This window comes from Streptomyces sp. NPDC093085 (genome assembly GCF_040683935.1).
In the GTDB taxonomy this organism is placed as follows: Bacteria; Actinomycetota; Actinomycetes; order Streptomycetales; family Streptomycetaceae; genus Streptomyces.
Genome location: NZ_JBFBFB010000003.1, coordinates 391998 through 404491, shown reverse-complemented (window position 1 = coordinate 404491; position 12494 = coordinate 391998). Strand labels below are relative to the sequence as shown.

Here is a 12494-nt window from a genome sequence, read left to right as displayed (position 1 = left end):
CACACCCGCACCACAGCACACCCGCACCACAGCACACACCCGCACCACAGCACACCAGAGGCACCCCCACCTATCCATCCCCCATCCCCATCCCCATCCTTCATCCCCATCCCCCCACCAGTGCTGTTGGAGGAAACATGGCTCGCAGATCCTTGGCGGCCGCGCTCGCCCTCGTGGCCGGCGCGGCGGCCGTCCTCACGGTCCCCGCCGGGACCGCGCAGGCGGCCCCGCCCGGCTCGAAGGACGTCACCGCCGTTCTCTTCGAGTGGAAGTTCGACTCCGTGGCCAAGGCGTGCACGGACACCCTCGGCCCGGCCGGGTACGGCTACGTACAGGTCTCGCCGCCCCAGGAGCACATCCAGGGCAGCCAGTGGTGGACCTCGTACCAGCCGGTCAGCTACAAGATCGCGGGGAGGCTGGGGGACCGCAACGCCTTCTCCTCGATGATCGCCACCTGCCACGCGGCGGGCGTCAAGGTCGTCGCCGACAGCGTCATCAACCACATGACCGCGGGGTCGGGCACCGGGACCGGCGGCTCGTCCTACACCAAGTACGACTACCCGGGCACCTATTCGGGCGCGGACATGGACGACTGCCGCGACACGATCAGCAACTACAACGACCGCGCCAACGTCCAGAACTGCGAACTGGTCGGCCTGGCCGACCTGGACACCGGCGAGGAGTACGTACGGGGCCGGATCGCCGCGTACCTGAACGACCTGCTCTCCCTCGGCGTGGACGGCTTCCGGATCGACGCGGCCAAGCACATGCCCGCCGCCGACCTCGCCAACATCAAGAGCAGGCTGACCGATCCGAACGCCTACTGGAAGCAGGAGGCGATATACGGAGCGGGCGAGGCGGTCTCGCCCAGCGAGTACCTGGGAACCGGGGACGTCCAGGAGTTCCGGTACGCGCGCGACCTGAAGCGCGTCTTCACCAACGAGAAGCTCGCCTACCTGACCAACTACGGCGAGGGCTGGGGGTACATGGAGTCGGGCAGGTCGGCGGTCTTCGTGGACAACCACGACACGGAGCGCGGCGGCGACACCCTCAGCTACAAGGACGGCGCGAACTACACGCTCGCCAACGTGTTCATGCTGGCGTGGCCGTACGGCGCGCCGGATGTGCACTCCGGCTACGAGTTCACCGACCACGACGCGGGCCCGCCCAACGGCGGTACGGTCAACGCCTGTTACAGCGACGGCTGGAAGTGCCAGCACGCCTGGCCCGAGATCGCGTCGATGGTCGCCTTCCGCAACACGACGCGCGGCCAGGCGGTCACCAACTGGTGGGACAACGGCGGAAACCAGATCGCCTTCGGCCGGGGCTCCGCGGGCTACGTGGCCATCAACCACGAGTCCTCCGCCCTGACCCGCACCTACCAGACCTCCCTGCCCGCCGGCACCTACTGCGACGTACAGTCCCGCACCCCGGTAACGGTCAACACCTCCGGCCAGTTCACCGCCACCCTGGGCACCAACACCGCGCTGGCCCTCCACACAGGGGCACGTAGCTGCTAGCCGAGCCACAGAAACCCGAAACCCGAGCCCGAGCCCGGGGCGACACTCCGCCCTGGGCCCGGGCCCGGGCCGGTCGGTGCGGTGGACGGTCGTACGGTGCCGGTGCAGGTGGAGGACTCCCGGGGCTGAGCCGGTCGTGGGCCGTCAGCTTTCGGTTCGGGGCGGGGGCGGTGCCGCCTTCCGCGGGGAGCGGTGGTAGCGGGTCAGTTTTTCGTGGATCGCCACCGTCCAGGGGTGGTCCGGGCCCAGTACCCGCTCGCGCCATTCCCTGACGGTCTCCGCCTCCTCGATCGCCTCGGGGTAGGCGCCTGTCGCGTGGAGGACATTGCTGAGGAGGCTGCGGGCCGCCTGGGTGATGGGGTAGTCGGGGCCGAAGCGGCGTTCGTGGGCGGCCAGGGCGCGGCGGGCCGCAGTCAGGGCTTCGCGGTGGCGGGCCGTGTTGAAGAGGGCCACCGCGCAGTTGAGGCCGGCCGCGAGGGTGACCGGGTGGTCCTCGCCCAGCTCGCGGCGGCAGTCGGCGACCAGGGACGGGCCTGCCGGCGCTTCGCGTTCCACTTCCGGGCCCGGAGGCAGTTCCAGGAGACAGGCTCTGGCCTCCAGAGTGAGGGGGTGCCACGGGCCCAGGAGCGCGGCCCGGCCGGCTGCCGCCCGGTGCATCAGGTCCACCGCTTCCGCCGGCCGGCCCAGCCAGGTCAGGGGGCGGGAGAGGTGGAGGCAGGTGGTCAGGGTGTCGAGGGTGTCGGGGGAGTTGGGGCCGGAGATCCGTTCCAGGTCGGCGAGCAGTTCGCGGTGGAGGCGGGCCGCCTTCTCCAGGTGGCCCAGGCGGTCCGCCGCTTTTCCGGTGCGCTGGCGCAGGCGGAGGACCAGGATGTGGTCGGGGCCCAGGCGGCGGCGTACGAGAGCTGTCGCCTGCTCCGCCCCGGCCAGCGCGGAGGCGTAGTCACCGGACCGGTGCTCCGCGGTCACCAGGCGCAGGGCGCAGACCGCCGCCGACTCGGCGGTGGCCTCCGTGATCTCGGGCCAGGTGGTCACGCGCCGGAGCAGGGCCATGACATGGGGCGCGAGGGCGGTGAGGCGCGGGTCGCGCAGGCCGCGTTCGGGCGCGGCGGGCAGCGCCTGGAGGAGGACGCGGGCCGCCGTGGCGGCCAGGGCGTCACGTTCCCCGGGTGGCGTGGTGCGCGCCACGCTGTCGAGCAGCACTCCGTGCGTACGTACGGAGCGGAGGCCGCCCGGGAGGAGTTCGGTCAGTGAACGGTCCAGGAGGCCCCGGAGCGCCCGTTCCACCCGGTCGGCGGGGAGGGAGAGGGCGGGGGTGGTGGGGCTCAGGCGGGCGTCCGCGAGGAGCGACAAGGGGAGCGGGGCGTCCGACCAGCAGGCCAGCAGGCGGAGCAGGGTGACGGCCTCGGGCAGGCCCCGCTCGGCCAGGGAGGTGAGCGAGAGCTGCCACGTGCCGCTGACCAGGTGGCGCGCGTCGTGGTCCGGGCCCGTGGCGCCCTGGTCGATCAGTTCGATGGGGTCGGGGCGCTCCGCCAGACGCCGTCCGTACTCCGCCATGGTCCAGGGGGCGATCACCTGGTGGGCCAGGAAACCGCCGGCCAGGGTGAGGGCGAGCGGCAGTCGGCCCAGGCGGTCGGCGATGGCGGCGGCGTCCTCGGCGGAACCCGTTCCGGGCGCCAGATCGCAGAGGACCTGAGCCGCCTCCGCACGCGGCAGAACCCCTACGTACAGCAGCTCGGCGGCGGGCCACCAGTGGCCGGCGGCCTGCCGTGTCGTGACGAGTACGGTGCCCCGCGGGCTGGTGCGCAGCCACCCGCCGTCCCGCAGCACCGCCGGGTCGTCGGCGTTGTCCAGGACGAGCAGCCAGGGCCGGTCGGAGCGGTCGAGGTGGTCCCAGACCAGGTCGGCCGCCGCACGCAGGCCGTTGTGCGCGGCCATCAGCTCCCCGTCCCCGGCCCCCCGGTCGGCGGCCACCGCGAGCATCCCGGCCCGCAGGGACGCCTGGTCGGAGGCGTTGACCCAGAGGCCCAGGCGCCCGCGTTCCCCGGTGGCGTGGTCGAAGAGCGCGCACGCCACCGCCGTCTTGCCGCAGCCTCCCAGGCCGTGCAGGACGAACACGGTGCCGCCGGCGCCCTCGGCCACCGCCTCCTTCAGGCGGCCGATCAGCTCGTCCCGGTCCCGGAGGATCGCGGGGGCCCGGCCCACGGGCGGACGGCGCACCGAATCCGGGCCGGGCCAGGGGGTGTCGGGGGAGGAGGCGGGGGTGGTCTTGGGGGCGTGATGGTGGTGGTGGTGTTCGGTGATGTGCTGGTCGCCGGAGGACTGGTAGACGCGGGCCCGGTCGGCGGCGTGGGCGTCGTTGGTATGGGCGCTGTCAGGGGTACGGGGGGTGTCGGCGGTGTGTGTGGTGTCGGGGGTACGGGGGGTGTCGGGCCCGCGGTTGTCGGCGGCGTTGTCGTCACGGCGGCCCTGGTCCCCCTCGGCGTCGTGGGGGCCGGTCACGGGTGGTCGATGTGCAGGTCGCGGCCCGCCTGGTAGACGCGCGCTTCGCCGGAGGCCGTCGCGTGCTGGGTGACGGTCGTGACGGCGGGTGTGCCGGGGGCCAGTTCGGCCAGCAGGGAGCGCAGCTCCGTCGCCACCTCCGGGTGGGCGAGCAGGAGGCGGCGTACGCGGCCCCGCCACTCCGCCGCGATCTCCCGTTCGGCCTCCTCGTCACCGTCGGCCCGGGCGTCCAGGAGGTCCCGGCGCGACATGTCGAGCTGGGCGGCCACGCGCTCCTCGTGCTCCGGGCGGACCCGCCGCCAGAGGGCGAGCACTCCGTTCCGTACACCGTTCCACGCGTCGGTCGCCAGCAGCGTCGCGATCGTCGTCCCGGCGGTGCCGGCCAGCAGGGTGATCTCCGCGTCCATCCTTGTTCCCTGCCCTCCTTCGAACCCGGTCACGCTACGACTCGCGGCGGCCCCGGCCGGCCCCCGTGCGCCGGTAGCGGTTCCGGCGGCGGCTCGTGGGGTTGTGTGGTCCGTGCGGGTTGTGCGGCTCGTGTGGGCGGTTTATTTGGGCCTTCTCCGGGACTTGGCTGCAAACCATCATGGGTTCGGCTTCTGACCTGCGGCAGCACCGGAGACGGGGGAGGCGTGGCAGAGCGGGACCAGCTTCTCGGCCCCCTGACGGAGCGGCGGCGGGCCGAACTCGTCGAGGGCCTGGCCGCGTTCGGCGGCCGGCGGTGGAGCCGGTCGGTTTCTTTCACGACGCTTCCTGTCGACCGGTGAGTCGGCTCTAAGTGATCGGAAAATGGCGGCCGTTAGTCGTTTCTGACCGTTTCTAGCCTTTCCGTGCGCGGGGGTCGGTCCTGGGGGCGAACTGGTCCAGACTGTCCCCGTGGTGGGGAACATGCCCGAAGAGAAGACCAGCTTCGTGGGGCGCAGGGCCGAGCTGGACCTGGTCGAACGCGCCCTCGGAGAGCACCGGCTGATCACGCTGACCGGGAGCGGTGGCGTCGGCAAGAGCAGGATCGCGCTCCGGGCCGCCGAGCACGCCCGGGACGCCGGACGGTATCCCGACGGGGTCTGGTGGGCCGATCTCGCCCCGCTCCACGACGAGCGCATGCTGCTGATCACCGTCTCCGACGCGGTCGGCCTCTCCGACCACTCCCTGCGCATGCCCATCGACGCGCTCTGCGAATGGCTCGCCCACCGCGAACTCCTCCTCGTCCTCGATTCCTGCGAGCGCATGACGGACGCCTGCGGCCACCTCGTCGGCGAACTCCTCGCAGCCGTCACCGGCCTCACCGTCCTCACCACCAGCAGACGGCCCCTAGGGATCCCCGCCGAGCGTCTTTTCGACATCCTCCCCCTGCCGCTGGACGACGCCGGCGGCGCGTTACCCGGCGAACGGGACGGCATCGGCGACGTCCTCCAGCTCTTCCGTGACCGCGCCGCCCGGGCCGCGCCCCTGCTCTCCCTGGACGACCCGCGCACCGTCGCCTCCGCCGCCCAGATCTGCCACCGCCTCGAAGGCATCCCGCTCGCCGTCGAACTCGCCTGCGCCCGCCTCGACCGCAACTCCGTCGAACAGGTCGCCCTCCTCCTCGACTCCCGCCTCGACACCCTCGCCCACCAGGACATCTGGCCCCAGCGCCACCGGGCCCTCCGTACCGCCATCGGCTGGAGCCATGAACTCTGCGCCCCCCTGGAACGGCTGCTCTGGGCCCGGCTCTCGGTCTTCCGGGGCGACATCGACGCCGACGACGCCCGCGCCGTCTGCGCCGGGGGGCCACTGACCCCCGACGGGGTCACCAAGGCCCTCGCCGGGCTCGCCCGGCAGTCCGTGCTCAGGAGGACCGGGGGGTTCGGGGCACTCGGGGCACTCGGGACACTCGGGGTGACCGGGGTGACCGGGGTGACCGGGGTGACCGGGGTGACCGGGGGGGCCGGGGGAGGGCTCGGGGACGGGTCCGTCGGCGGGGGCGAGGCCGGGGTGGGGAGTGATCGTTACCGCATGCTCGACACCATCCGGGAGTACGGCGAGATGTGGCTCGCGGAGCTGGGCGAGGAGCGGCTGCTCGCCGACCGGCACGCCGCCCACTTCGCCGCTGTCGCCCGCCGCGCCCACGCGGGGTGGCCCAGCGGGCAACAGGTCGCCTGGTACCGCCGTATCACCGCCACCCACGCCGACCTCTGCGCCGCCCTCAACCACCTGCTCGACACCGACCCCGCCGCCGCCCTGGAGATGTCCGGCCGCGTCGCCTTCTTCTGGACCTGCTGCGGCCACCTCCACGAGGCCAGGCTCTTCCTGGAGCGCGCCCTCGCCGCCGACTCCACCCCGGGCCCCGACCACACCCGCGCCCTCTGGGCCCTCGGCGTCACCGTCATGCTCCAGGGCGACCACGAGGGCGCGTACCGGATCGGGGAACGGTGCACCACCGCCGCCTGGCACGACCAGGAGCCCGAGTCCCTGCTCTCCGCCGCCTACCTGCTCAGCCTCACCTGCCTGATGATGGGGCGCGCCCAGGCCTCGTACACCGTCGCCGACCGCGCCCTGCGCGCCCGCCCCGCCGGCTTCTTCGACTCGCCCTCCCAGCTCCGCTGCCGGCTGGTCCGGGTCTTCGCGCTCACCGCGCTCGGCCGGCTCGACGAGGCCCGCGACGCCGCCGCCGAGCTGCGCCGGGTCTGCCGGGACCACGGCGAGTGCTGGACCAGGGCGTACGCGGACTACCAACTCGCCCTGATCTACCTGCTCCAGGGCGCGCCGTACGAGGCGGAGGCGTACGCCCGCTCGATGGTCGCGGGCAAGGAGGAGCTGGGCGACAGCTTCGGCATCGCCCTCGGGCTCGACCTGCTCGCCGCCGCGATCGCCGCCCAGGGCGACGGCGAACGGGCCGCGCACGCGTACGGCACCGGGCAGGCGTTCTGGCGCATGGTCGGCCATCCCCAGCGCGGCACACCGGAGTTGGCGGAGGTACGGGCCGAATGCGAGCGCCAGGCCCGCGCGGCGGCCGGGAACCCGGCGTACGAGGACGCCTTCCACCGGGGCCTGGTGGACGACGGCCGGAGCGGGCTCGACCGGGCGCTGCGCGGACATCTCCCGGAGGATTAGGGGGAGTTGGAGGGAGGGTCGTGAGCGGCGAGCGGCGAGCGGCGAGGGGTGAGAGGTGAGAGGTGAGGGGCCGGGGGCGGGAAGTCGTCCCCTCAAGCCGGCCGAAGCCGGCCGGGAAGCCGAACGGGCAGTCGGCCGGAAGCTGGCCGGGCGGTCGGCCGGGAACCCGAACGGGCTCTCCGGCGGGCGCCGTTGGCAAAAGAATGTTCTGTGATCGTGTGAACGCGGCCCTGCGGGACATCCGGTAGGTATGACGTCCACCGACGCGAAACCGGGAGAGAGCCGGGGAGAGAGCCAGCGAGAGGGCCGGGACACGGCTCGCTCGAAGGGACTCTCCGGCTGGGTCAAGGCCCCCCTCGCGCTCGTCGTCGTGGCCGGACTGCTCTTCCTGGGCAGCCGGCTCGACCTGCTGCCCGGATTCGGCGGTCTCCTCGGCGAGGAGAGCCACGACCGTACGGGCCCGACCCTGCTCCAATCCATCCAGGACCTCGACCGCTACGAAGCCGCCTCGGGGAACTTCCAGGTCGTCGTGGACCTGGAGAAGGACACCAAGTACCTGCCGGACGCGATCCGCGGCTCCCGGACCCTCTACGTGGGGGCGGGCACGGTCGGCTCGTACGTCGACTTCGGTTCCATCGGCGACGGCAATGTCACGGTCGACGAGGACCGCACCGCCGCCACCATCACCCTGCCGCACGCCCGGCTCGGCACCCCCGCGATGGACCCGGACCGCTCGTACGCGGTCTCGAAGCAGCGCGGCCTGCTCGACCGGCTCGGGGACCTCTTCTCCGACAACCCGGCCGACGAACGCGCCGTGCTGAAGCTGGCCGCACAGCACATCGGGGAGGCGGCGAAGGAGAGCGAACTCACCGGCCGCGCCGAGAAGAACACCACCGCCATGCTCCAGGGGCTGCTGCACTCGCTGGGGTTCACGGAGGTGAAGGTGGTCTACACCTGACGGGTGGCCGGGGCCCGACGGGGCTGCTGGGCGGGGACGGGGGGTGGCGGTGTCCGCTCGCCGCCCAGCCCTCCCAGCCTGCCGACCAGATCGGCGAACGCCCCGTCGGGCGGCTCGTTCGCGGCGATGTCCAGCAGGATCCGGGCCATCCCGGCGTCGTACGCGGCGCTCACCGCCACCAGCGCCGCGAAGTCATGGACGAGCTGCCACTCCAGTTCGGCGCGGGGGACCCGGCGTCCCTCCAGCCAGAGCAGCGCCGTCGACTCGGCGAGCGACACCCACGACCGTACGACCAACTCCAGCCGCGCGGGCGGCTGCCGTACCCCGAGGTGGGCGAGGATCTGCTCGTACGCGGCCTGCCGCACCCCGTCGATCAGCGCGGGGACGGCCGTCCCGGAACCGGCGGCGGGACCGCCCCGCATGAGGGCGGTGAAGCCGGGCCCGTGCTCGTCCACGAAGTCGAAGAACCGCACCATGACCCGGTGCAGCCGGGCCCCGAGCGGCCCCTCGTGGGGCTCGGTGAACCGCGCGGTCAGCTCCTCGGCGGCGCGGCGCAGCGCCGCCTCGTACAGGCTCTGTTTGCCGGGGAAGTAGTGGTAGACGAGGGGGCGGGAGATGCCGGCGGCCGAGGCGATCTCGTCGATCGACACGTCCTCGGGGGAGCGCTCGCCGAACAGTTCCAGCGCCACCCCGATCAGTTGCCGCTTGCGCTCCTCGACACCCATTCTGCGGCGCACCCCGGTCGTCATGCGGACAGCCTAACCGGCGGCCGACCGGCCGGTTCTGTGAGATGTCCGTTACGCTCCCGCTCCATGAGCACCTCCGACGAGGCGGCCCCCGCCTCGCGCCCCCAGAGCGCCGCAGAGCCTGACATGGACCCGCCGAGAGCCGACGCCGGTGGCGACGCCCACGCCGACGCCGACGCCGACTCCGGCTCCGGCTCCGGCATCGACTCCGACGTCGACGCCGGTGGCCGTGGCCGTGGCGGTGGCGGCGGACTTGAGCCGGAGGGCGAGGGCGGGTCCGACGGCGATGCCGAAGAGCGTACGGAACTGACGCCCCGCCAGGCCCGGTTGGTACGGATCGCGGCGGCCTCCGCGCTGCTGGTCACTCTCGCGTCGTTCCTCGCGATCCGGCTGGCGGAGCGCACCTCCGTGCTCGTGGTCGGGGTGTACGGGGTGGCGATGGTGCTCTGCGGCGTGGTCATCGAGCTCAGCCGCCACGGCCGTACCCGGATGGGCACCTGGCTGCTGGCCGGGTGTCTGGTGTCGGCGGGGCTGGCGGACTGGCTGCTGCTGCCCTGAGGCCACCGACCTCCGGGCGGCAGCGGCTCAGTGCAGGGCGGTCACCGTGGTGCCGTCGGCCGTCTCGCCCCGGAGTTCGGCCTTCGCGCCCGCCCGGGCCGGGAGCGCCAGGGTGTTGGACTTCGAAGCGCCCGCCACCTCGCCCGTGGTGGTCAGGGCGCGCAGATCCGGGGTGCCCGCCGCCAGCAGGTACCAGTGGCCCGCCCGGGACTTCCACAGGACGCCCGCCAGGACACGCGGGTCGCGGGCGCCGCAGGCCGGGGAGTCCGCCGCCCTCGCGGCGAGGGCGGCCGGGGCGGAAGCGGGGGCCGGGGCGGGGGAGTGGAACTGGGCCAGTACGCGGCTGCCGGGGCCGCGCCAGGTCTCGGCCCGGGTGCAGAGCCACGCGGCCGTACCGTCCTTCTCGGGGAGCGGCTGCTGCGCGTACTCCCAGGAGTTCACCGCGCGTACGCCGTGCGCCCGTACCGCGGGGAGCAGGCAGGCCGTACGGGCCCAGGCGGCCCGGTCCGCGGGGTCCGACACCTCCCGTACGGAGCCGGGCGGGCCCGAGGTCAGCCGGGCCGGGACCAGCTCGCCGAGGTCGGTGACGAGCCGGGTGACGGGGGTGACGGGAGTGGTGGGGGTGGCGGGGGGAGTCGTACGGGTCGGGTGCGCGGCGTGGGCGGTGTCGGAGGTCAGCTCCATGGCGTCCCAGGAGCCGCAGGCCCCGGGTGCCGTTTCCTTCCCCGTACCCGTACCCGTACCCGTACTCGCCCCCGTCCCCGCCGCCACCGCCGCGCTCTGGAGCGGGTCCGTCACCCCGTCCCCGTCGCGGTGCAGCGGACGGGGCGCGCCGTTCGGGGTGAGGAGGTCGCGTACGGCCGTACCGGTCACCCAAGGGGCGGTCAGATAGCGGACGTTGTCGTCCGAGCGGCCGACGACCAGCGCCCCCGAACCCGCCTCGTCGGCGCGGTCCGTCCGCGCGAAGTCCAGCGCCGCGAGGGCGCCGCCACCGGTCTCCGCGTACCGCACCGCGCGCAGCCCGTCGTGGAAGAGCACCACCCGCACCCCGTCCACGTCCCCCGCGTACAGCAGATGCGGGGAGCCCATCGGGGGCCCGGTCGGGGTCTCCGGGGTGGCCGATACGTGGACGGCGTCGCCCGGCCGCGCCCAGACCGCCAGCGCGCGGCGGAGCAGCCCGGTGTCGCCGGTCAGCCGGCCCCGCGCGGGCCAGACGGAGAAGTCGGTACGGGGCGCCGTCCGCCAGGCGGCGGGCGCGATCCGGCCGACCTTGACCGGGTCGAGGGCGGCCAGCGCGGCCGGGTTCCCGGCGTAGGCGGGGGCCTCGGGTCCGTCCGGGCCGGTACCCCAGCCGGGCAGCCCGAAGAGTGTGCCCCAGGTGAGGAGGACGGCGGCGGTGCCGAGGGCGGCGCCCCGGATCCGGCGGCGGCGCAGCAGGTCGGTGGGGCGGGCCTGGAGCGAACAGGGGTCGAACTCCGCCGAGCGCAGCAGACCGGCGGGGTCCGGGGACGGGGGCGTCCGCCCGGTGTCCGGCCCGGCGTCCGGCCCGGGGGCGCCCGTCGCGTCGGCCCTGGCCAGCGCGTCCGCCGGGTCCCCGGTCCCGGCCGCCGCCAGCAGCGCCCGTACCTCCGGGTCCGTCAGCCCCTCCAGACGGCGCAGCACATAGGCGGCCCGCGCGGGGCCCGGGAGCGCGGAGAGCCGCTGGTCCAGGGCGAGTTCGTCGGCGCCGCCCGAGCGCGGGAAGAGCCGCAGCCCCCAGACGCGCGGGAGCAGCGGCGGGAACTGGGCCCGGCGGGGCAGCGCGAGCCGGAGCAACGGGCGCCCCGCGTCCAGCGCCTGCCGCACCACCCGGGCCCGTACGTACGCGTACCCCGCCTCCCGCGCCGCCGCGCGCCCCGCACCGCGCCCCGCGTCCGCCGTACCGCGCTGCCCCGGGATGCCGGGGACGGTCTGTGCCGTACGGCCGCGGGGCAGGGCGCGCTGCACCAGGGCGTGCGCGGTGAGCACGCGCCGGTTGCGGCCGAGGGCGGGCGGCAGCACGAGATAGGCGAGGCGTACGAGACGGGTGTACCGCTCCACCAGCGCCGCCTCGGCCTGCTCCAGCGTCACGACGGCGGGGAGGGCGGCGGGGCCGGAGGACCCGGAGGACCCGGAGGACCCGGTTCGAGAGGAAGAAGGCGAGGAAGACGAGGAAGGCGAGGACTCCGCACGGGAGTTGGCGGGCGCGTCAGCCGAGGGCCCGGCAGGGGAGTCGGCGGAAGAGGAGTTGTCCGGAGGCACGTTCAGCAGAACGAGCCGCACGTCCGATGGTCACCCCGTCACCCCGTCGCCCCGCCGTCGCCCCCCGCCGTCCCGTCGCCGGCCACCCCGCCCCGCTCACCGCGGAGTTCACCGTTCCCCCACACGGCACTCCGGTCACGGGGGACGATGGCCGTATGCGTAAGGACCGAATATCCGTACTCCTCGCCACCCCCGCTGTCGCCCTCTCCCTGGCGCTGACGGCGGGCTGCGGCGCGAACGACGAAAACGCCTCCGACGAGCCGAAGACGGCCACCGGAAGCCTGGAAGAACTGGCCGAGCAGGCGAAGTGCGACCCCGACGTGCAGAAGCACGCCTCGGAGGAGCTGCGGCAGGCCAACTGCACGACGGACGACGGAAAGTACATTCTGATCACCTTCGCCACCGACCGGGGCGTGCGCGAGTGGCTCCACGAGGCGAAGCCGTACGGCGGTTCGTATCTCGTGGGGCGCAAGTGGGTCGCGGTGGGCGACGAGAAGGTGACGGAAGCGCTGCGCGGCCGGCTCGGCGGGACCGTGGAGACCGGCTCGTCGCACCACTCTGGGGGAAGCGATGACGACGGTGGGGGGAGCACGGACCACGAAGGCCACGAGGGCCACGAAGGGAGCTGACCGCGCAGCGCGGGTCTGGGGGGAATCCGCGTATCGGGGAAGAGGGAGGGGCCCACGGAGGGACCCGCTGAGAGGCCCACGGAGGGATCCACCGCCGGGCCCGGCGGGAAAGCAAAGAACGAGGGCCGGTGGTACGGAGCGGGTGGCCCTGCTCCGTACCACCGGCCGGCCCGCTGAACGGACCACCGGCGACAGCGTGCGGCTGAGCGGC

9 protein-coding genes and 1 pseudogene are annotated in these 12494 nt (G+C 73.9%); 6 read left to right on the top strand and 4 right to left on the bottom strand.

The features are described from left to right. Positions 1–137 precede the first annotated feature (137 nt). Positions 138–1517: pseudogene (locus tag AB0O07_RS12560) on the top strand (alpha-amylase family protein); the annotation flags it as partial. 147 nt (positions 1518–1664) lie between these two features. Here AB0O07_RS12560 and AB0O07_RS12555 read toward each other — a convergent pair. After that, positions 1665–3821 (bottom strand): tetratricopeptide repeat protein, encoded by a 2157-nt coding sequence (locus tag AB0O07_RS12555; RefSeq protein WP_365631562.1) that lies wholly within the window; start codon positions 3819–3821, stop codon positions 1665–1667. A gap of 194 nt (positions 3822–4015) precedes the next feature. Next, positions 4016–4426 carry a hypothetical protein gene (locus AB0O07_RS12550; protein ID WP_365631117.1) on the bottom strand — a complete coding sequence of 137 codons (411 nt, stop codon included), beginning with the start codon at positions 4424–4426 and terminating at the stop codon, positions 4016–4018. 225 nt (positions 4427–4651) lie between these two features. Between AB0O07_RS12550 and AB0O07_RS12545 the strand changes: the two genes are divergently transcribed. The 3 genes from AB0O07_RS12545 to AB0O07_RS12535 all read left to right on the top strand — a co-directional run bounded on the left by AB0O07_RS12545 (position 4652) and on the right by AB0O07_RS12535 (position 8070). Next, positions 4652–4786: a hypothetical protein gene (locus AB0O07_RS12545; RefSeq protein ID WP_365631115.1), complete on the top strand. Its 135-nt coding sequence runs from the start codon at positions 4652–4654 to the stop codon at positions 4784–4786. A 121-nt stretch (positions 4787–4907) separates the two neighbouring features. Continuing rightward, positions 4908–7112, top strand: coding sequence for a regulator (locus AB0O07_RS12540; protein WP_365631113.1), 2205 nt, complete (start codon positions 4908–4910; stop codon positions 7110–7112). 250 nt (positions 7113–7362) lie between these two features. Next, positions 7363–8070, top strand: coding sequence for a DUF4230 domain-containing protein (locus tag AB0O07_RS12535; RefSeq protein WP_365631111.1), 708 nt, complete (start codon positions 7363–7365; stop codon positions 8068–8070). On the opposite strand, the gene AB0O07_RS12530 is transcribed toward AB0O07_RS12535, so the two are convergent. Continuing rightward, positions 8061–8819: a TetR/AcrR family transcriptional regulator gene (locus AB0O07_RS12530; RefSeq protein ID WP_365631109.1), complete on the bottom strand. Its 759-nt coding sequence runs from the start codon at positions 8817–8819 to the stop codon at positions 8061–8063. The genes AB0O07_RS12535 and AB0O07_RS12530 overlap by 10 nt on opposite strands. A 63-nt stretch (positions 8820–8882) precedes the next feature. Here AB0O07_RS12530 and AB0O07_RS12525 point away from each other — a divergent pair, with 63 nt between their 5' ends. Next, a complete protein-coding gene (locus AB0O07_RS12525) occupies positions 8883–9374 on the top strand; it encodes a hypothetical protein (RefSeq protein WP_365631107.1) in 492 nt (163 codons plus the stop codon). Positions 9375–9401: 27 nt separating this feature from the next. Here the strand turns inward: AB0O07_RS12525 and AB0O07_RS12520 are convergent, their stop codons facing one another. Next, positions 9402–11477, bottom strand: coding sequence for a hypothetical protein (locus tag AB0O07_RS12520; protein ID WP_365631560.1), 2076 nt, complete (start codon positions 11475–11477; stop codon positions 9402–9404). Positions 11478–11809: 332 nt separating this feature from the next. Here AB0O07_RS12520 and AB0O07_RS12515 point away from each other — a divergent pair, with 332 nt between their 5' ends. Continuing rightward, the gene (locus AB0O07_RS12515; protein WP_365631105.1) at positions 11810–12283 is read left to right on the top strand and encodes a hypothetical protein; all 474 of its coding nucleotides are present in this window, start codon (positions 11810–11812) and stop codon (positions 12281–12283) included. Positions 12284–12494: the final 211 nt, after the last annotated feature.

Excerpts from the sequence above, each read along its gene's own strand:
- AB0O07_RS12550 (WP_365631117.1), bottom strand. The coding sequence starts at position 4,426 with ATGGACGCGGAGATCACCCTGCTGGCCGGCACCGCCGGGACGACGATC.
- AB0O07_RS12540 (WP_365631113.1), top strand. The coding sequence starts at position 4,908 with ATGCCCGAAGAGAAGACCAGCTTCGTGGGGCGCAGGGCCGAGCTGGAC.
- AB0O07_RS12535 (WP_365631111.1), top strand. The coding sequence starts at position 7,363 with ATGACGTCCACCGACGCGAAACCGGGAGAGAGCCGGGGAGAGAGCCAG.
- AB0O07_RS12530 (WP_365631109.1), bottom strand. The coding sequence starts at position 8,819 with ATGACGACCGGGGTGCGCCGCAGAATGGGTGTCGAGGAGCGCAAGCGG.
- AB0O07_RS12525 (WP_365631107.1), top strand. The coding sequence starts at position 8,883 with ATGAGCACCTCCGACGAGGCGGCCCCCGCCTCGCGCCCCCAGAGCGCC.
- AB0O07_RS12515 (WP_365631105.1), top strand. The coding sequence starts at position 11,810 with ATGCGTAAGGACCGAATATCCGTACTCCTCGCCACCCCCGCTGTCGCC.